General features: G+C 72.6%; 12 protein-coding genes, 2 pseudogenes and 1 riboswitch. Of the genes and pseudogenes, 7 read left to right on the top strand and 7 right to left on the bottom strand.

Features of this window, described 5'->3' with window-relative positions:
* Nucleotides 1-173 precede the first annotated feature (173 nt).
* Entirely contained in the window at nt 174-1,436 is a 1,263-nt protein-coding gene (locus EV375_RS20995; RefSeq protein ID WP_130300855.1) for a saccharopine dehydrogenase NADP-binding domain-containing protein, read from the top strand.
* A gap of 40 nt (nt 1,437-1,476) precedes the next feature.
* On the opposite strand, the pseudogene EV375_RS29840 reads toward EV375_RS20995, so the two are convergent.
* The 3 genes and pseudogenes from EV375_RS29840 to EV375_RS20985 form a co-directional block, all read right to left on the bottom strand.
* A pseudogene (locus EV375_RS29840) lies at nt 1,477-1,806 on the bottom strand (GNAT family N-acetyltransferase); the annotation flags it as partial.
* 237 nt (nt 1,807-2,043) lie between these two features.
* Nucleotides 2,044-2,238 (bottom strand): annotated as a pseudogene (locus EV375_RS29835) (GNAT family N-acetyltransferase); the annotation flags it as partial.
* 104 nt (nt 2,239-2,342) lie between these two features.
* Complete coding sequence (locus EV375_RS20985) at nt 2,343-3,527, bottom strand: MFS transporter (protein WP_130300851.1); 1,185 nt, start codon at nt 3,525-3,527, stop codon at nt 2,343-2,345.
* 237 nt (nt 3,528-3,764) lie between these two features.
* On the opposite strand from EV375_RS20985, the gene hpnR reads away from it, so the two are divergent.
* Together hpnR and EV375_RS20975 are read left to right on the top strand one after the other, a co-directional pair.
* The gene (gene hpnR, locus EV375_RS20980; RefSeq protein ID WP_130300849.1) at nt 3,765-5,297 is read left to right on the top strand and encodes a hopanoid C-3 methylase HpnR; all 1,533 of its coding nucleotides are present in this window, start codon (nt 3,765-3,767) and stop codon (nt 5,295-5,297) included.
* Nucleotides 5,298-5,401: 104 nt separating this feature from the next.
* On the top strand, nt 5,402-6,175 hold the full coding sequence (locus EV375_RS20975) for an enoyl-CoA hydratase-related protein (protein WP_165434786.1): 774 nt from the start codon (nt 5,402-5,404) through the stop codon (nt 6,173-6,175).
* Nucleotides 6,176-6,233: 58 nt separating this feature from the next.
* Here EV375_RS20975 and cobN read toward each other — a convergent pair whose 3' ends face one another.
* Nucleotides 6,234-9,842: a cobaltochelatase subunit CobN gene (cobN, locus tag EV375_RS20970; protein WP_130302007.1), complete on the bottom strand. Its 3,609-nt coding sequence runs from the start codon at nt 9,840-9,842 to the stop codon at nt 6,234-6,236.
* Between the two features lie 54 nt (nt 9,843-9,896).
* Nucleotides 9,897-9,972, bottom strand: a riboswitch (cobalamin riboswitch).
* Between the two features lie 115 nt (nt 9,973-10,087).
* Here cobN and cobG point away from each other — a divergent pair.
* The 3 genes from cobG (at nt 10,088) to cobJ (ending at nt 13,687) form a co-directional block, all read left to right on the top strand.
* Nucleotides 10,088-11,410 carry a precorrin-3B synthase gene (gene cobG / locus EV375_RS20965; RefSeq protein WP_486588614.1) on the top strand — a complete coding sequence of 441 codons (1,323 nt, stop codon included), beginning with the start codon at nt 10,088-10,090 and terminating at the stop codon, nt 11,408-11,410.
* A gap of 40 nt (nt 11,411-11,450) precedes the next feature.
* On the top strand, nt 11,451-12,077 hold the full coding sequence (locus EV375_RS20960) for a precorrin-8X methylmutase (RefSeq protein WP_207228396.1): 627 nt from the start codon (nt 11,451-11,453) through the stop codon (nt 12,075-12,077).
* A gap of 65 nt (nt 12,078-12,142) precedes the next feature.
* Nucleotides 12,143-13,687 (top strand): precorrin-3B C(17)-methyltransferase, encoded by a 1,545-nt coding sequence (gene cobJ, locus EV375_RS20955; RefSeq protein ID WP_486588763.1) that lies wholly within the window; start codon nt 12,143-12,145, stop codon nt 13,685-13,687.
* 100 nt (nt 13,688-13,787) lie between these two features.
* Here the strand turns inward: cobJ and EV375_RS20950 are convergent, their stop codons facing one another.
* Both EV375_RS20950 and EV375_RS20945 read right to left on the bottom strand, forming a co-directional pair.
* Nucleotides 13,788-14,345 (bottom strand): GNAT family N-acetyltransferase, encoded by a 558-nt coding sequence (locus EV375_RS20950; protein ID WP_130300843.1) that lies wholly within the window; start codon nt 14,343-14,345, stop codon nt 13,788-13,790.
* Nucleotides 14,346-14,413: 68 nt separating this feature from the next.
* Nucleotides 14,414-15,178 (bottom strand): cobalt-precorrin-6A reductase, encoded by a 765-nt coding sequence (locus EV375_RS20945; RefSeq protein ID WP_130300841.1) that lies wholly within the window; start codon nt 15,176-15,178, stop codon nt 14,414-14,416.
* A 17-nt stretch (nt 15,179-15,195) separates the two neighbouring features.
* Between EV375_RS20945 and EV375_RS20940 the strand changes: the two genes are divergently transcribed.
* Complete coding sequence (locus EV375_RS20940; protein ID WP_130300839.1) at nt 15,196-16,311, top strand: cobalt-precorrin-5B (C(1))-methyltransferase; 1,116 nt, start codon at nt 15,196-15,198, stop codon at nt 16,309-16,311.
* A 23-nt stretch (nt 16,312-16,334) separates the two neighbouring features.
* On the opposite strand, the gene cobM is transcribed toward EV375_RS20940, so the two are convergent.
* A complete protein-coding gene (gene cobM, locus EV375_RS20935) occupies nt 16,335-17,084 on the bottom strand; it encodes a precorrin-4 C(11)-methyltransferase (protein WP_130300837.1) in 750 nt (249 codons plus the stop codon).
* Between the last annotated feature and the right edge of the window lie 77 nt (nt 17,085-17,161).

Below are 17,161 nucleotides of genomic sequence, written 5' to 3'. Positions count from 1 at the left end.
ACCCACGGTTCCGCACGCGCGGAAGATGGACTGGCGGCAGGCGCACCGTCCGCACCGGCCGGCCCGGAAGCGGCGGTACCGGCCGCTCACCGGACTGCGCACCGGACCTGCGCAACGGCACGCTCGAGCCTGTACCGGCGCTCGACCACCGCCCGGCACGGAAGGACACGACCATGACCGGCACCAGCCCCCAGCGCGGCGCACGCGACGTCGACATCACCGTCTACGGTGCGACCGGCTTCGTCGGCGCGCTCGTCGCACGCCACCTGGCCGAGGCCGCCCCCGAGGGGACCCGGATCGCCCTGGCAGGACGCAGCGAGGAGAAACTCACCGCCGTACGGAAGGAGCTGGGCGAACGCGCCCGCGACTGGCCCCTGTTCGTCGCCGACGCCGCCGACCGCCCGGCACTGGAGAAGATGGCCGGTGCGTCACATGTGGTCGTCACCACCGTCGGCCCGTACGCGAAGTACGGCCGCGACCTGGTCGGCGTATGCGCACAGGCCGGCACCGACTACGTCGACCTGTGCGGTGAGGCGCTCTTCGTACGGGAAAGCATCGACGCCCACCACGGGACGGCCACCTCGACCGGCGCCCGCATCGTCCATGCATGCGGCTTCGACTCGATCCCGTCCGACATCAACGTGCACCTCCTCCACCAGAAGGCCGGTGCCGACGGCGGCGGCGAACTCACCGACACCACCGCCGTCCTCACCGCGGTCAGCGGCGGCGTCAGCGGCGGGACCATCGATTCGGTGCGCCGGCAGATCGACCTCATGAAGAAGGACCGCAAGGCCCGCCGGCTCGCCGCCGATCCGTACACCCTCAGTCCCGACCGCGCCTCAGAGCCCGAACTGGGCCGCCAGAGCGATCTGTTCACGGCCCGCGCGTCCAAGGCCGGAACTCCGCTGCGCGGAGTCCTCGCGCCCTTCTTCATGGCGCCCTTCAACACCCGGATCGTCCGCCGCAGCGCGGCGCTGCGCGGTCATGCCTACGGCTCGCGCTTCCGCTACCGCGAGGCGATGCGCCTCGGCCCGCCACTGCTCTCCCCGCTCGTCGCGGCGGCGGTGACCGGAGTCGTGGGCGGCCTCGTCGCCGGGCTGACGCTGCCGCCCACGCGTCGCCTGCTGGACAAGGTCCTGCCCGACCCGGGCGAGGGGCCGAGTGCGAGCACCCGCGAGAAGGGCCACTTCACCCTGGACACCTTCGCCGTCACCACGACGGGGGCCCGCTACGCCGCCCGGTTCAAGGCACAGGGCGACCCCGGCTACCAGGCCACCGCAGTCATGCTCGGCGAGTCCGCGCTCGCGCTCGTCCTGGACCGTGACGCCCTGCCGGAAGTCGACGGCGGGGTGCTCACACCGGCGACAGCCCTCGGCGACGCTCTCGTCGGCCGCCTCCGCGCGACGGGCATGACCATCGAGGCACGGGCTCTCTGACCCCGGCCGCGGCTGCCCGGGCGCGGACGCCCGAGCGGGATCAGTCGACGACGGGGCTGCGCCGTTCGAGAAGCCGGACGTCGCGCCAGACGCCGTGGTGGCGGGCCAGGCGTTCGCTGGTGCCGACGACGCGGAACCCGGCGCGCAGGTGCAGCGCGATGCTCGCCGTGTTCTCCGGGAAGATCCCCGCCTGGACGGTCCAGATCCCTGCGGCCTCGGTCGAGGCGATCAGCGAGTCGAGCAGGACCCGGGCCACTCCCCGGCCGCGCGCCCGCGGGTGCACGTAGACCGAGTGCTCGACCACGCCCGCGTAGACGGCACGGGCCGAGACGGGAGCGACCGCGATCCAGCCCAGCACCCTGCCACGGTCGTTGCGAGTGTCAGGGCCGGCGTCAGCGCTGGTGCGGGGGCCGGCGTCAGCGCCTGTGTCAGGGCCGGCGTCAGCGCTGGTGCGGGGGCCGGCGTCAGCGCCTGTGCGGGGGCCGGTGTCAGCAGAGCTGACGTCGGTGCTGCCGCGACTGTCGCCGGCAGCGCTGCCGCCAGTGCCGGTCCCGTCGTCACCGACGACTGTGCTGCCGGTCCCGGTCCGTGCGACACCGGCGCCCCGCTCCACGGCCACGAACCGGTGCCCGGGAAGCTTTGCGGCGTCGAAGGCCTTCCAGGTGGGCGCGGCCGTCTCGAAGGTCGCGTTCCCCTCGTCGATGCCCGCCTGGTAGATCGCCAGGACCTCCTCGGCGTGTGCCTCCGTCAGCGGCTCGACGACGAACGTGGTGCCCGCGTGCTGAGTGTTCACGTCACCCATCGAAGCAGGCCGGGCATCCGCCCACGGGGCCGGGCCCGATACCCGAAGCCGGCTCCGGCCCCCTTCCGCCAGGACCGGCGGCAGGACCCGCCGCCGGAACGCCGTCAGGCCCCCGACCGCCGGCGGCGGCACAGCACTGCCGTCACGGTCAACGGCACCGCCGTCACGCAGGCGATGCCGAACAGCAGCGCGTACCGGCCGTTCTGTGCCAGGGGCCCGGCGGCGGTCACCGCGACCGAGCTGCCGATGAACAACGACGCCGCGAAGAAGGCGACGGCCGTGCCCCGCGCCTCCGGCACGACCGAAGTGGCCCAGGTCTGCAGCGACGAGTGCATGAACGACCATCCGCCACCGAGCAGCAGGGCCGTGATCACGACGGAGGGCAGATCGATGCGGGCGGCGACCAGGCCGTAGCCGAGGCATATCTGCGCACCGCCCACGGCCATCAGCGCCCACACCGGTGTCCGTCCGGACAGGGCCTTCACCAGGCGCGAGAACACCAGCACGCCGATGCCGAACGCCGCCGTGGCCGGCCCTGCGACTGCCGCGCTCACGCCGTTCGCCTGCAGCGCCGCGGCGAGCAGGGTCATCGTGCCGAGCAGCACTGCGCCCTCGACGAACGCCAGCCCGAACACCAGCAGGGCCCAGCCGTTGCGCAGCACCGCACGCAGCGGCTCGCCCACCCCGGTGACCGGTGCGCGCGACGGCTCCCGCAGCTTCCGCAGGGCGAGGGAGCACAGCAGCGCGCACGCGGCGGAGGTCGCGAACACCGCGCGCCAGTGCAGCAGATGGCCCAGCACACCGCCGAAGGCCGTGGCCAGCGCGGTGCCGAGGGCCATCGCCGCCATCAGGTCCGACAACGCGCGCTGGCGCCACGCCGTGCTCACGGTGTCACCCACGTACGTGAGGGACGTCGGCACGACCGCGCCGAAGAACGCCCCGGCCGCGATGCGCGCCGCCGCGAGTACGCCCATGCCCGGCGCCACGGCGGAGACCACCCCGGCCAGCGCCGCGGCCAGCAGCGTCGCGCGCATGATCCGCACGCGCCCGAAGCGGTCGGAGAGCAGCCCCCACACGGGCTGCGACAGGCCGTACGCCAGGAAGTAGCCGCTGGCCGTGACGACCGCCGTCGCGAGCGGCACCCCCAGTCCGTGGGCGATCAGCACCAGCATGGGACTGATCACAAACCGGTCGAAGCTGCTCACGAACGTCGCGACCGACAAGGCCCGCGGGGGCCCGGTGAGGTGGTGCGTCTCGGGCGGATCCTGGCGTTCCTGGCACGTTGTCATCAAAGGTTCCCGGTGATCGTGGCCAGCCGCCCATGATGACGGACCCGCCCGCACCTGCACAGGGGACGGTTCGAGTACGTACGGCCCGGGCGGCCCGCTCCCCCTGGGCCCCGCGGCCCGGATGGTGAACCCCCGGCCCGGCCCGCCGAACGGGGGACGCCGGTTCGTGCACCGTTTGACGCCGCCCCTCCCGGACAACGGGTGGACGGAAGCGGCCCGCGACTCCCGGAGGCAACGGTGCGTCTGCTCCTCGTCCATCCCAGTGCCCTCATGTACTCGGAGATCTTCCTTCGGCTCGAACCCCTCGGCCTGGAGCGCGTCGCGGGCGCGGCCCGGGAAGCCGGGCACGACGTACGCGTGATCGACCTCCAGGTCTCCAGGCATTCCGACCTGGAGCGGGCGATGGCCGAGTTCGAACCCCAGGCGATCGGCTTCTCGCTCAACTACCTCGCGAACGTCCCCGAGGCGATCGATCTCGCACACCGCGCCAAGCAGATCGTGCCCGCCGCCCACGTCTTCTTCGGCGGGCACAGCGTGTCCTTCGTCGCCGAGGAAGTGCTCGAGCAGGCGGAGGGCGCCGTCGACTCGGTCATCCGCGGCGAGGGCGAACCCGCCGTCGCTCCGCTCCTTGAAGGGCTGGCACAGGGCGGCGTCGACGGCGTCCCCGGCATCGTCACATCCGAGGGCCGCGGCCCCGGACCGAAGATGCTGCACAGCATCGACACCCCCCGCCCGGCCCGCGACCTGCTCGCACACCGCCGCCGCTACTTCATCGGCGAACTCGACCCGTGCGCGTCGATCGAGTTCACGCGGGGATGCCCCTGGGACTGCTCGTTCTGCTCGGCATGGACCTTCTACGGACGCAGCTACCGCAAGGCCTCCCCCGAGGCGGCCGGCGAGGAGATGGCGAGCATCCGTGAGAGCAGCGTCTTCATCGTCGACGACGTGGCCTTCATCCGCCCCGAGCACGGTGACGCCATCGCCGCCGAGATCGAGCGCCGCCGCATCCGCAAGCGCTACTACCTGGAGACCCGCGCCGACGTCCTGCTGCGCCACCCGGAGATCTTCGAGCGGTGGACGCGGCTGGGGCTGCAGTACATGTTCCTCGGGATGGAGGCGATCGACGCCGAAGGGCTCGACCTGTACCGCAAGCGCGTCACCCCCGACGACAACTTCAAGGCCCTCGAACTGGCCAGGAAGATGGGCATCAACGTCGCCATCAATCTGATCGTCGACCCCGCATGGGACGAGGAACGCTTCCGTGTCGTCCGGGAGTTCGCGATGTCGGTGCCCGAGATCGTGCACCTCACGGTCATGACCCCGTACCCCGGCACCGAGGTGTGGCACACCGAGTCGCGGCGGCTGACCACGCGCGACTACCGGCTGTTCGACATCCAGCACGCCGTCGTGCCGACGACCCTGCCGCTCGACGTCTTCTACCGCGAACTCGTCCGCACACAGGCCGTCATCAACCGCAAACACCTCGGCCTGCGCACCGCGTTCGGCGCGCTGCGGGTGCTCGGCGCCAACCTGCTGCGCGGACAGACCAACTTCGCCCGCATGCTGTGGCGCTTCAACACCGTCTACAACCCCGAGCGGCAGCTCACCGACCACTACAGGCCCGTCCACTACGAACTGCCCATGCCGCAGCGCCTCGACGTCGGCGACCGGCGGCAGCTCTACATCCACGACCGCAAGACCGGCAACGACCGCAAGACCGCCCCCGGCCGCAGGACCGCCCCCGGCCGGGACGCCGCGCCCGCCGAGTGACCCGTCGCGTTCCGGCGGGCGCCGCGGGAGGAACGCCGCTCACGGCCGCCGGAACCCGGTCGCGGACCGGCCGCTGCGGGGGAACCGCGGGTTACGGTGGGCCCGTGGCGGACTACGAACACATCCTGGTCAAGCGCGACGGCGACACCGTGACCATCACGATGAACCGCGCGGCGCGCCGGAACTCACTGACGGCGGAACACCTCGCCGAGCTGCGGGACGCGTTCGCCGGGACCGGCGAGAGCGACGCGACCGGAATCGTGCTGGCCGCGGACGGCCCGGTCTTCTCCGCGGGCCACGACTTCGGCGACGTCGCGTCCAGGGACCTGCCGGGCGTGCGCGAACTGCTCCAGCTGTGCACCGAGTTGATGAGGACGATCCAGTCGGTGCCGCAGGTGGTCGTCGCCCGCGTGCACGGGCTGGCCACCGCCGCCGGCTGCCAGCTCGTCGCCTCCTGCGACTTGGCGGTGGCCGCGGAGTCCGCCGGTTTCGCGCTGCCCGGAGGGAAGGGCGGCTGGTTCTGCCACACGCCGGCCGTGCCGGTGGCGCGCTCCATCGGCAGGAAGCGCCTGATGGAGATGGCCCTGACGGGCGACGCCGTCGACGCGGCCACCGCCGAGCGGTGGGGCCTGGTGAACCGGGTCGTGCCCGACGCCGAACTCGACGACGCCGTCGCGGAGTTGCTGGCGCGGGCGACCCGCGGCAGCCGGGCGGGCAAGGCGCTCGGCAAGCAGACCCTGTACGCCCAGCTCGACCGGCCGGAGGCCGACGCCTACCAGGTGGCACTCGAGGTGATGGCCGCGGCGTCGCAGCTCCCCGGTGCCCGTGAGGGCATGGCGGCCTTCCTGGAGAAGCGCCGCCCGGAGTGGCCCGACTGACGGCTCCGTTCACTGAACCGCCCTCGCGGCGTGCCCTCCGGCCGTCCGCACGGCAGGCTCACTCGTCGCTCTCCAGGTTCCCTTCCGCCTCCAGGTAGACCTCGCGCAGCGCTTGGAGCATCTTGGGGTCGGGCTTGGCCCACATGCCGCGTGACTGGGCTTCCAGCAGGCGTTCCGCGATGCCGTGCAGCGCCCAGGGGTTGGCCTGTTCGAGGAATTCGCGGTTTACCGGGTCCAGCACATAGGTCTCGGTGAGCTTGTCGTACATCCAGTCGGCTACGACGTCGGTGGTGGCGTCGTAGCCGAAGAGATAGTCGACGGTGGCGGCGAGTTCGAAGGCCCCCTTGTAGCCGTGGCGTCGCATCGCCTCGATCCACTTGGGGTTGACCACGCGGGAGCGGAAGACGCGCGAGGTCTCTTCGAGGAGGCTTCGGGTGCGCACCGTCTCGGGACGGGTCGAGTCGCCGATGTAGGCCTCGGGTGCGGTGCCGCGCAACGCCCGTACCGTGGCGACCATTCCGCCGTGGTACTGGAAGTAGTCGTCGGAGTCGGCGATGTCGTGTTCGCGGGTGTCGGTGTTCTTGGCGGCCACGGCGATGCGCCGGTAGGCGGTCTCCATCTCCGCGCGGGCGGGACGTCCGTCGAGGTCCCGCCCGTAGGCGTAGCCGCCCCACACCGTGTAGACCTCCGCGAGGTCGGCGTCGGTGCGCCAGTCGCGGGAGTCGATCAGCTGGAGCAGTCCGGCTCCGTACGTACCTGGGCGGGAGCCGAAGATGCGGGTGGTGGCGCGCCGTTCGTCGCCGTGGACGGCCAACTCCTCCTGGGCGTGGGCACGTACGTGGTTGTGCTCGTGCGGTTCGTCGAGCGAGGCGGCCAGGCGCACCGCGTCGTCGAGCAGGCCGACGGCGTGCGGGAAGGCGTCCCGGAAGAAGCCAGAGATGCGGAGGGTGACGTCGATGCGGGGACGGTTCAGCTCGTCGAGAGGTACCGGTTCCAGGCCGGTGACGCGGCGGGAGGCGTCGTCCCAGACGGGACGGACGCCCAGCAGGGCCAGCGCCTCGGCGATGTCGTCACCGGCGGTGCGCATCGCGCTCGTGCCCCACAGGGAGAGTCCCACGGAGGCGGGCCAGCGGCCGTTGTCGTCGCGGTAGCGCGTCAGCAGCGAGTCGGCGAGGGCCTGGCCGGTCTCCCATGCCAGACGCGACGGAACCGCCTTGGGGTCCACGGAGTAGAAGTTGCGGCCTGTCGGCAGGACGTTGACGAGACCCCGCAGCGGCGAACCGGACGGGCCCGCGGGGACGAAGCCGCCGGCGAGGGCGTGGACGGCGTTGTCGAGTTCGGCGGTGGTGGCGGCCAGGCGCGGCACGACCTCCCGGGCCGCGAACGAGAGGATCTGCGAGACCTGTTCGCCGTGGCCGGAGGGTATGGCGGCCGGGTCCCAGCCGGCGTCCTCCAACGCCTGGACCAGCGCCCGCGCGGTCTCCTCCGCCTCGTCGGCGGTGGTGCGGGTCGCGGCCGACTCGTCGAGGCCGAGCGCCTCCCGCAGACCGGGCAGTGTCGCCGAGCCGCCCCAGATCTGGCGTGCGCGAAGGATGGCGAGAACCAGGTCGACGCGGACGCTTCCGGTGGGTGCCTGGCCCAGCACGTGCAGGCCGTCGCGGATCTGGGCGTCCTTGACCTCGCACAGCCATCCGTCGACGTGGAGGAGGAAGTCGTCGAAGCCGTCGTCGTCGGGGCGCTCTTCGAGGCCGAGGTCGTGGTCGAGCCGGGCGGCCTGGATGAGGGTCCAGATCTGTGCGCGGATGGCGGGGAGCTTCGGGGGGTCCATCGAAGCGATCTGCGCGTATTCGTCGAGGAGTTGCTCCAGGCGTGCGATGTCGCCGTAGGAGTCGGCGCGCGCCATGGGCGGTACGAGATGGTCGACGAGCGTGGCGTGGACGCGGCGCTTGGCCTGGGTCCCCTCGCCGGGGTCGTTGACGAGGAACGGGTAGATCAGGGGCAGGTCGCCGAGCGCGGCGTCCGGTGCGCAGGCCGCGGACAGCCCGGCGTTCTTGCCGGGCAGCCACTCCAGGTTGCCGTGCTTGCCGAGGTGGATCATCGCGTCTGCGCCGAAGCCCCCGTCCTCCTCGGACGCGGCGATCCAGCGGTAGGCCGCCAGGTAGTGGTGCGAGGGCGGCAGGTCGGGGTCGTGGTAGATCGCGATCGGGTTCTCCCCGAAGCCGCGGGGCGGCTGGATGAGGATGAGGAGATTCCCCCGTCGCAGCGCGGCGAGGACGATGTCGCCCTCGGGGTTGCGGCTGCGGTCGACGAACATCTCGCCGGGCGGCGGGCCCCAGTGCTCCTCGACGGACGTGCGCAGCTCCTCGGGGAGAGTGGCGTACCAGCGCCGGTAGTCGGCGGCCGGGATGCGCACGGGGTTGCGGGCCAGTTGCTCCTCGGTGAGCCACTCCTGGTCGTGCCCGCCGGCTTCGATGAGGGCCCGGATCAGTTCGTCGCCGTCGCCGGAGACGAGGCCGGGGATGTCCTCGTCCGGGCCGAGGTCGTAGCCCTCGTCGCGGAGGCGGCGAAGCAGGGCCACCGCGCTCGCGGGCGTGTCCAGTCCGACGGCGTTGCCGATCCTGGAGTGCTTGGTGGGGTAGGCGGACAGCACCAACGCAAGTCGCTTGCGGGCGGCGGGTGTTCGGCGCAGGCGCGCGTGACGTACGGCGATTCCCGCGGCCCTGGCGGCGCGTTCGGGATCGGCGACGTAGGAGGGCAGCCCGTCCTCGTCGACCTCCTTGAAGGAGAACGGCACGGTGATGAGCCGCCCGTCGAACTCGGGCACCGCTATCTGGCTCGCGGCGTCCATCGGGGAGACGCCCTCGTCGTTGTCCTCCCAGGCCGCCCGTGAGCCCGTCAGGCACAGGGCCTGGAGGATCGGCACGTCCAGGCCGGTGAGGGCTCCCGCGTCCCACGACTCGTCGTCCTCACCGGCGGAGGCCTCCGCGGGCCGGGTGCCGCCCGCCGCCAGCACGGTGGTGACGATGACGTCCGCGGCGCGGAGTTCGTCGATCAGTTCCGGCTCGGGCGCGCGGAGCGAGGCCACGTACAGCGGCAGCGGACGGCCGCCGGCCTCTTCGACGGCGTCGCAGAAGGCCTGCACGAAGCCGGTGTTGCCGCTCATGTGGTGGGCGCGGTAGTAGAGCACGGCGACGGTGGGGCCGTCCGCGCCGTCCGTGCCCTCGGCGGTCTTCGCCTCCTTGACGAGCGGTCCCCAACTGGGGGCGGGAGAAGGGGACTCGAAGCCGTGACCGGTCAGGAGCACGGTGTCGGAGAGGAAGCGGGCGAGCTGTTCGAGGTTGGCGGGCCCGCCGTGAGCCAGATATGCGTGGGCCTCGGCGGCGATGCCCACGGGGACGGTGGAGGAGGCCATCAGCTGTGCGTCGGGCGCCTGTTCACCGGTGAGAACGACAACCGGGCGCCCGTCGCCGAGGAGTTGGCCGAGTCCGTCCTCCCAGGCCCGGATGCCGCCCAGGAGCCGTACGACGACGAGGTCCACGCCGTCGAGCAGAGCGGGCAGTTCGTCGAGCGGCAGCCGGGACGGATTGGCGAACCGGTAGGACACGGGCCCGTCCGAGGCGCGGGCACTGAGCAGATCGGTGTCGGAGGTCGACAGCAGAAGAATCACGCGGCGTCTGGCCTTCCTCGGGGTGTCCGCGCCCCGGGTGGTGTCGGACGGCGGGAGTTCCTGGCTCACCCGGCCGTGGTGGCCGGGCTCACAGTGGCGGGACCGCGCCGGATTCGCACCGGGCTTCCTCCCATGTCGCCGTCTTTGGCGGCGGCGGACCTGCGGGCCCACCTCAAGGCATAGTAAGGGTCACACTCGGAATGCGGGACATACGGCCCGGTACGGCGGTGGGTATGCTCGCCGCCATGTGCAGCGCCCCGGTCCGGTCATTTGCCCAGGACACGAAGCCGATTCGGGACCGCGGCGACGCCTGCCCAGGTGCTTTGCGCCTGCACGAGGCGGACGACGGGGCACTCGCCCGGGTGCGCGTGCCCGGCGGGATTCTCTCCGTCCCGCAGGCCGAGGCGCTTGCGGCCGCCGCGCGGCGGTTCGGTGACGGGGACCTGCATCTCACCTCCCGCGGCAATGTCCAGCTGCGGGCGCTGGAGGCGGGCTGCGGAGGGGAGTTGGCCCGGCTCCTCGGTGCGGCCGGTCTGCTTCCCTCGCACCTCCACGAGCGGGTGCGCAACGTCGTCGCGTCGCCGCTGGCCGGTCTCGACGGCCACGGGCACGGCGATGTACGGGCGTGGCTGCGCGCCTTGGACGGAATGCTGTGCGCGAGTGAATCCGCTCACGCTCTGTCCGGACGGTTCCTCTTCGCTCTCGACGACGGCCGCGGGGACATGACGGACCTCAAAGCGGACGTCACGCTGACCGCCGGTGAGAACGGCGCGGCATGGCTGCGGGCCGGTCCCGGGCACTCGCCCGCCGTCCAAGTCCCGTCGTCTGCTGCGCCGCTGGCGGCGCTCCTCGCAGCCGAAGCGTTTCTTCAGACCCCGGCCGCGAGGGCCGGGCGGGCCTGGCGGATCGGCGAACTACCTGACGGCGGCCGCGAGTTGACGGACGCGGTCCTCCGCCGTCTCGACGGGAGCGGCATCGCCGCCACCACGTCGCCGGAACCGCCCGGACCGCGCACGTCCGGCCCCCCACCGCCCGGTGCGGTCCACGGGCCGCACGGCGACGTGGCGCTGTCGGTGCTCGCCCCGATGGGCCGCATCGAAGCCGCCCAGTGGCGGACGCTCGTCAGCCTCGCCGCGGGCACCGCGTACCGGGAGCTGCGGCTGACACCTTGGCGTGGCCTCGTCCTGCCCGGCGTCCCCGCGGGTGAGGCCGGGGAGCACATGCGCTCCCTCGCCTCCGCCGGTCTGATCACCGACCCCGCCTCGCCCCGCGCCGGGGTGGGCTCCTGCATCGGCCGGCCCGGATGCGCGAAGTCGCTGACCGACGTGCGCTCCGACGCCGCGACGCTCACGGGCCCCGGGCCTCTGCCCGTGTACTGGTCCGGCTGCGAGCGCCGGTGCGGCCACCCGCGCGGCGACCGCGTGGAGGCGGTGGCGGTCCCGGAGGGCTACCGGGTGTCGGTCGTCCTCGACGGCCGCACCCGTTCCGCGACCACGACCAGCCGGGCCGCAGTCGCCGCCGACGTCGCGGCAGCGCGTACGAGCAGTCCCGAAGACCGGACCCCGTGAAGTGAAGCCCCGACCCCGTCAAGTGATGAGTGAGAGCACAGTGTTCGACTACGAGAAGGACGGCGCCGCCATCTACCGGCAGTCCTTCGCCACCATCCGGGCCGAGGCGGACCTCGCAGGACTGCCGCCGGACGTCAGCCAGGTCGCCGTCCGAATGATCCACGCCTGCGGCATGGTCGATCTCGTACGTGACATCGTCCACACCCCCGAGGTCGTGGCCCGGGGCCGCGAAGCCCTGAGGGCGGGAGCGCCCGTCCTCTGCGACACCGCCATGGTCGCCAGCGGCGTCACCCGCAAACGGCTCCCCGCGGACAACGAGGTGGTGTGCACCCTCTCCGACCCGTCCGTGCCGGGACTCGCCGCGAAGACGGGCACCACCCGCACCGCAGCCGCCCTCGAACTGTGGCGCGACCGCATGGGAGGAGCGGTCGTGGCCTTCGGCAACGCGCCCACGGCACTCTTCCGGCTCCTGGAGATGATCGAGGAGGGCGCCCCCCGGCCGGCCGCCGTCATCGGCGTCCCCGTCGGCTTCGTCGGCGCCGCCGAGTCGAAGGACGCACTCGTCTGCCACCCGTCCCGTCTTGAACACCTGGTCGTGCGCGGGCGGCGCGGAGGCAGCGCCATCGCCGCCGCGGCGCTCAACGCGATTGCGAGCGAAGAAGAGTGACCGAGACCACGCAGACCGCCGGCAGGCTCTACGGTGTCGGGCTCGGCCCGGGCGATCCGTCGCTGATGACCGTACGGGCCGTCGAAGTCATCGCCGAGGCCGACGTGATCGCCTACCACAGCGCCCGGCACGGAAGGTCCATCGCCCGGTCGATCGCCGCCCGCCACATCCGGGACGACCACGTCGAAGAGGCCCTCGTCTACCCGGTGACCACCGAGGGAACCGATCACCCCGGGGGCTACCGGGGGGCGTTGGAGGAGTTCTACGCCGAGGCGTCGGGCCGTCTGGCCGCACACCTCGACGCGGGACGGACGGTCGCGGTGCTCGCGGAAGGCGACCCGCTCTTCTACGGCTCGTACATGCACATGCACAAGCGGCTCGCCGATCGCTACCCCACCGAGGTCGTCCCGGGCGTGACCTCCGTCAGCGCCGCGTCGGCCCGGCTGGGTACCCCGCTGGCCGAGGGCGAGGAGGTGCTGACGATCCTGCCCGGCACCCTGCCGGAGGAGGAACTCACGGCACGCATGGCCTCGGCCGACCCGGCGGTCGTGATGAAGCTCGGCCGTACCTTCACCAAGACCCGTCAGGCGCTGGAGAGTTCGGGACGTCTGGCCGAGGCACGGTACGTGGAGCGGGCGACCATGCCCGGGGAGCGCACCGGGAGGCTGGCCGACGTCGAAGCCGGCTCGGTGCCGTACTTCTCGGTGGCGGTGCTGCCGAGCCGGGCGGGCGCGAAGACGCCGGACGGAGAGCGGGCACAGGAACGGGAGCGGGCACAGGAACGGGAGCGGGCACAGGAACGGGAACAGGAACGGGAGCGGGAGCGGGAAGGGGCGCCGGAGCGGCAGCCGGGCGAGGTCGTCGTCGTGGGCACCGGCCCGGCAGGCCCACTGTGGCTGACCCCGGAGACGCGAGGTGCTCTGGCCACGGCCGACGACCTCATCGGCTACACGACCTACCTCGACCGCGTCCCCCTGCGTCCCGGTCAGAACCGCCACAGCTCGGGCAACCGCGTGGAGTCCGAACGCGCCGAGTTCGCACTGGAGTTGGCGGCACGCGGCCGACGCGTGGCCGTCGTCTCCGGAGGCGACCCGGGGGTGTTCGCGATGGCCACCGCGGTGCTGGAAGCGGCGTCGCAGGACCGGTACACGCACATTCCGGTGCGCGTCCTGCCGGGCGTCACCGCCGCCAACGCCGCGGCGGCCCGCGCGGGCGCGCCCCTCGGGCACGACTACGCGACCATCTCGCTCTCCGACCGGCTCAAGCCGTGGGACGTCATCGCCCAGCGCCTGCACGCCGCCGCTGCCGCCGACCTGGTGCTCGCCCTCTACAACCCCGGTTCACAGAGCCGCACTTGGCAGGTGGGCAAGGCCCGGGAGCTGCTGCTGCAACACCGGGCGCCGGACACCCCCGTCGTCGTGGCCACGGACGTCGGCGGCCCCGGCGAGACCGTACGGACCGTGCGGCTCGCCGATCTGGAGCCGGATGAGATCGGCATGCGGACGATCCTCCTCGTCGGCTCGTCGCAGAGCCGGACTGTCCGGCGCGGCAACGGTCAGGAAGTCGTGTGGACCCCGCGCCGGTATTCGCCGGGAGAAGCCGGCCGGTGAGCGCGGGGCGGACCGTGTGGGCCGCGCCGCGATCCGGTCGGTGAGTGCCGGGCAGGGCTCAGCGCGAACGGTGACCGGCTACGGACGCGAACGGTGACCGCTACGGAGTGGCGGGCGGCTCCGCGCGGGCGGTGACCCGCCTGGCCAGCACCTGCCCGGGCCAACTCCCGTACCGGAAAGGGTCGGTGCGGGTGAAGCCGTTGCGCTCGTAGAACGCCACCAACTCGCCCCCGCCGCCCGCCCAGCAGTCGACCCGCAGCAGTCCGACGCCGCTCCGCCCGGCCTCCTCCGCGGCACGGTCCAGCAGCGCCGCTCCGATCCCCAGCCCGGCGTACCGCCGGTGGGAGACCAGCAGCCGCACATACCGCTCGGGTTCCTCGGCCTGCGCGATCGGCATCTGCGGGCTGGGCCCGGAGTGCAGCACCAGCACGCCGGCGGGTGCGCCGTCCGACTCCGCGATGTACGGGGCCATCTCGGTCGTGTACCGCTCGATCCGGTCCACGCCGCCGGGCCTCCGCGACCACGGTTCGGTGCCCCACTGTTCGGTGTTTCCGCGCGAGTTCATCCAGACCACCGCGGAGTCGAGCATGTCCACGATGGCCGGCACGTCGGCGGGGCCGCCCGGTCTGATGCGTATGCGGTGCGAGATGTCGTTCACGGCGGAAGCTTAGGCAGCGCCGGGCGGACCACGGACGGAACCGGGTCGTCAGCGGCTACCGCGGGGTTTCAACTGCCCTCCGGCACACGCACGTCGATATGTCCGGCCAGCCAGGCGAGGGCCTGCGCGGGTTCGGCCGCGACGGGGACTCCCTCGGGCACCGGCGGCCTGCGCACCACCACCACCGGCACACCCGCCTCACGGGCCGCGACGAGTTTCGGCTCGGTGCCCGCTCCGCCGCTGTCCTTGGTGACGACGACGTCGACGCGGAAGCGGCGCAGCAGTTCGCGCTCACGGGCGAGCTCGAAAGGTCCGCGCTCCAGCAGCACTTCCATGCTGCGTGGGTGAGGCGCCCCGGGCGGGTCGACCGTGCGGACGAGGAACCACAGCTCGTCCAGGCCGGCGAAGGCGGCCAGTCCGGTGCGTCCGGTGGTGAGAAAGACCCGCCTGCCGAGCGTCGGCAGCAGCGCCGCGGCTTCCTCCAGAGAACCGGCAGGACGCCAGTCGTCACCCTCGACGGGGACCCAGCCCGGTCGGCGCAGAGCCAGCAGCGGAGTATGGGTGAGGGCCGCGGCATGCGCCGCGTTGAAACTGATCGTCTCGGCGAAGGGATGGGTGGCGTCGATGAGTGCGTCCACGTCGTGCTGGCGCAGCCACCGTGCGAGCCCGTCCACGCCGCCGAAACCGCCGACGCGCACCTGCCCCGGCAGACTGCGGGGGGAGGCGACCCTGCCGGCCAGCGAGGACGTCACCCGCAGGTCCGGCGACCCGGCGTCCAGCAACTCGGCCAGGCGTCGGGCCTCGGTCGTTCCCCCGAGGAGGAGCACGTGCACGGAGTCCGGGTCCAATCATGAGTGAGGCGAAGGGTGGACGCGGTGCACAACTCAAGCACACGGGCCTGCGGCCGGGATGGACGACCGGTGCCTGCGCGACCGCCGCCGCCACCGCAGCCTGGACCGCCCTGCTGACGGGCGACTTCCCCGACCCGGTGACGATCACGCTGCCCAAGGGGCACACACCGTCGTTCGCGCTGGCGGCGGAGGAGCTGACCGGGGCGCACGCCATGGCGGGGATCGTGAAGGACGCCGGGGACGACCCCGATGTCACGCACGGGGCGCTGGTGCGGGCCACGGTGCGGCGGCTGCCGCCCGGCCGGGGCGTGACCTTCAAGGCCGGCCCGGGCGTCGGCACGGTCACCCGTCCCGGGCTGCCCCTGCCCGTGGGGGAACCCGCGATCAACCCCGTACCGCGGCAGCTCATCCGCGACCACCTGGCGCTCGTCTCGGACAGGCACGGAGCCGCCTGCGATGTGGAAGTGACCCTGTCCGTGGACCACGGCGAGGAGATCGCCCGCTCCACCTGGAACCCGCGGCTGGGCATCCTGGGCGGGCTGTCGATACTCGGCACGACCGGCGTCGTGGTGCCGTACTCCTGCTCCGCGTGGATCGACTCGATCCGGCGGGGAGTGGACGTGGCACGCGCTGCCGGGCGCACCCACGTTGCCGGATGCACCGGCTCCACGTCGGAGAAGACCGTCGTCTCCGAGTACCGGCTGCCGGAGGACGCCCTGCTCGACATGGGCGACTTCGCCGGGGCCGTACTGAAGTACCTGCGGCGCCACCCGGTGGACCGGCTGACGCTCTGCGGCGGTTTCGCCAAGCTCTCGAAGCTCGCGGCGGGGCATCTGGACCTGCACTCGGGACGCTCCCAGGTCGACAAGGCCTTCCTGGCCCGCCTCGCGCGGGAGGGCGGCGCCGACGAGGCACTGTGCGGCGAGGTCGCGCACGCCAACACCGGACTGGCGGCGCTGGAGTCGTGCGCGGCGGCAGGAGTGCCGCTCGGGGATCTGGTGGCGGGTGCCGCCCGCGATCAGGCCCTGTCCGTGCTGCGCGGAGCGCCCGTCGAGGTGGACGTGATCTGCGTCGACCGCGCCGGAACCGTCGTCGGCCGCAGCAGGCCGGTCTGAGGTCTGCCGGCCTGCGGGGCCGCTCAGCAGACGTGCCGCTCGCGCTCCGCGGAGTACAGGTGGCTGTCGCCGAACTCCTCCGCGCCGAGCGTCCGTCCGACCATGATGACCGCGGTGCGTACGACTTCCTCCGCGTGCACCTTCTCCGCGATGTCACCGAGGGTTCCGCGCAGCACCACCTCGTCGGGGCGGCTGGCGTAGGCGACGACGGCGGCCGGGCAGCCGGAGCCGTAGTGCGGCAGCAGCTCGTCCACGACGCGGTCGACGTACCTGGCCGCCAGGTGCAGGACGATCAGCGCCCCGCTGCGGCCGAGGGTTGCCAGGTCCTCCTTCTCGGGCATCGCCGTGGCACGGTTCGCGACCCGGGTCAGGATGACGGTCTGGCCCACCGTGGGGACCGTGAGCTCCCGCTTCAGGGAGGCGGCGGCCGCGGCGAAGGCCGGCACTCCCGGAACGATTTCGTAGGGCACGTCCGCCGCGTCGAGCCGTCGCATCTGTTCGGCGACGGCGCTGAAGACGGACGGGTCCCCGGAGTGCAGCCTCGCCACGTCGTGTCCGTCCTCGTGGGCGCCGACCAGGTTGCTGGTGATCTCGTCCAGGTTGAGCTGCGCGGTGTCCACCAGGTGTGCGTCCGGCGGGCATTCGGCGAGCAGTTCGGGCGGCACAAGGCTGCCGGCGTACAGGCAGACCTGGCAGGCAGCGAGCGTACGGGCGCCGCGCACCGTGATCAGGTCCGCGGCGCCGGGTCCGGCGCCGATGAAGTACACGGTCACTTGTCTGCTCCCGGTGCTGTCGTGTGCGTGTGCGTGGTCTCTTCGAGCGGGTCAGGGCAGGTCATGGCGGGTCGCAT

It is taken from the genome of Streptomyces sp. CNZ301, assembly GCF_004217425.1.
This window is presented reverse-complemented; position numbering and strand designations above follow the sequence as displayed.

Coding starts and splice junctions, on each gene's coding strand:
- EV375_RS20995 (WP_130300855.1), top strand. CDS start 174: ATGACCGGCACCAGCCCCCAGCGCGGCGCACGCGACGTCGACATCACC.
- cobG (WP_486588614.1), top strand. CDS start 10,088: ATGTGCAGCGCCCCGGTCCGGTCATTTGCCCAGGACACGAAGCCGATT.
- cobJ (WP_486588763.1), top strand. CDS start 12,143: ATGACCGTACGGGCCGTCGAAGTCATCGCCGAGGCCGACGTGATCGCC.
- EV375_RS20940 (WP_130300839.1), top strand. CDS start 15,196: ATGAGTGAGGCGAAGGGTGGACGCGGTGCACAACTCAAGCACACGGGC.
- EV375_RS20985 (WP_130300851.1), bottom strand. CDS start 3,527: ATGACAACGTGCCAGGAACGCCAGGATCCGCCCGAGACGCACCACCTC.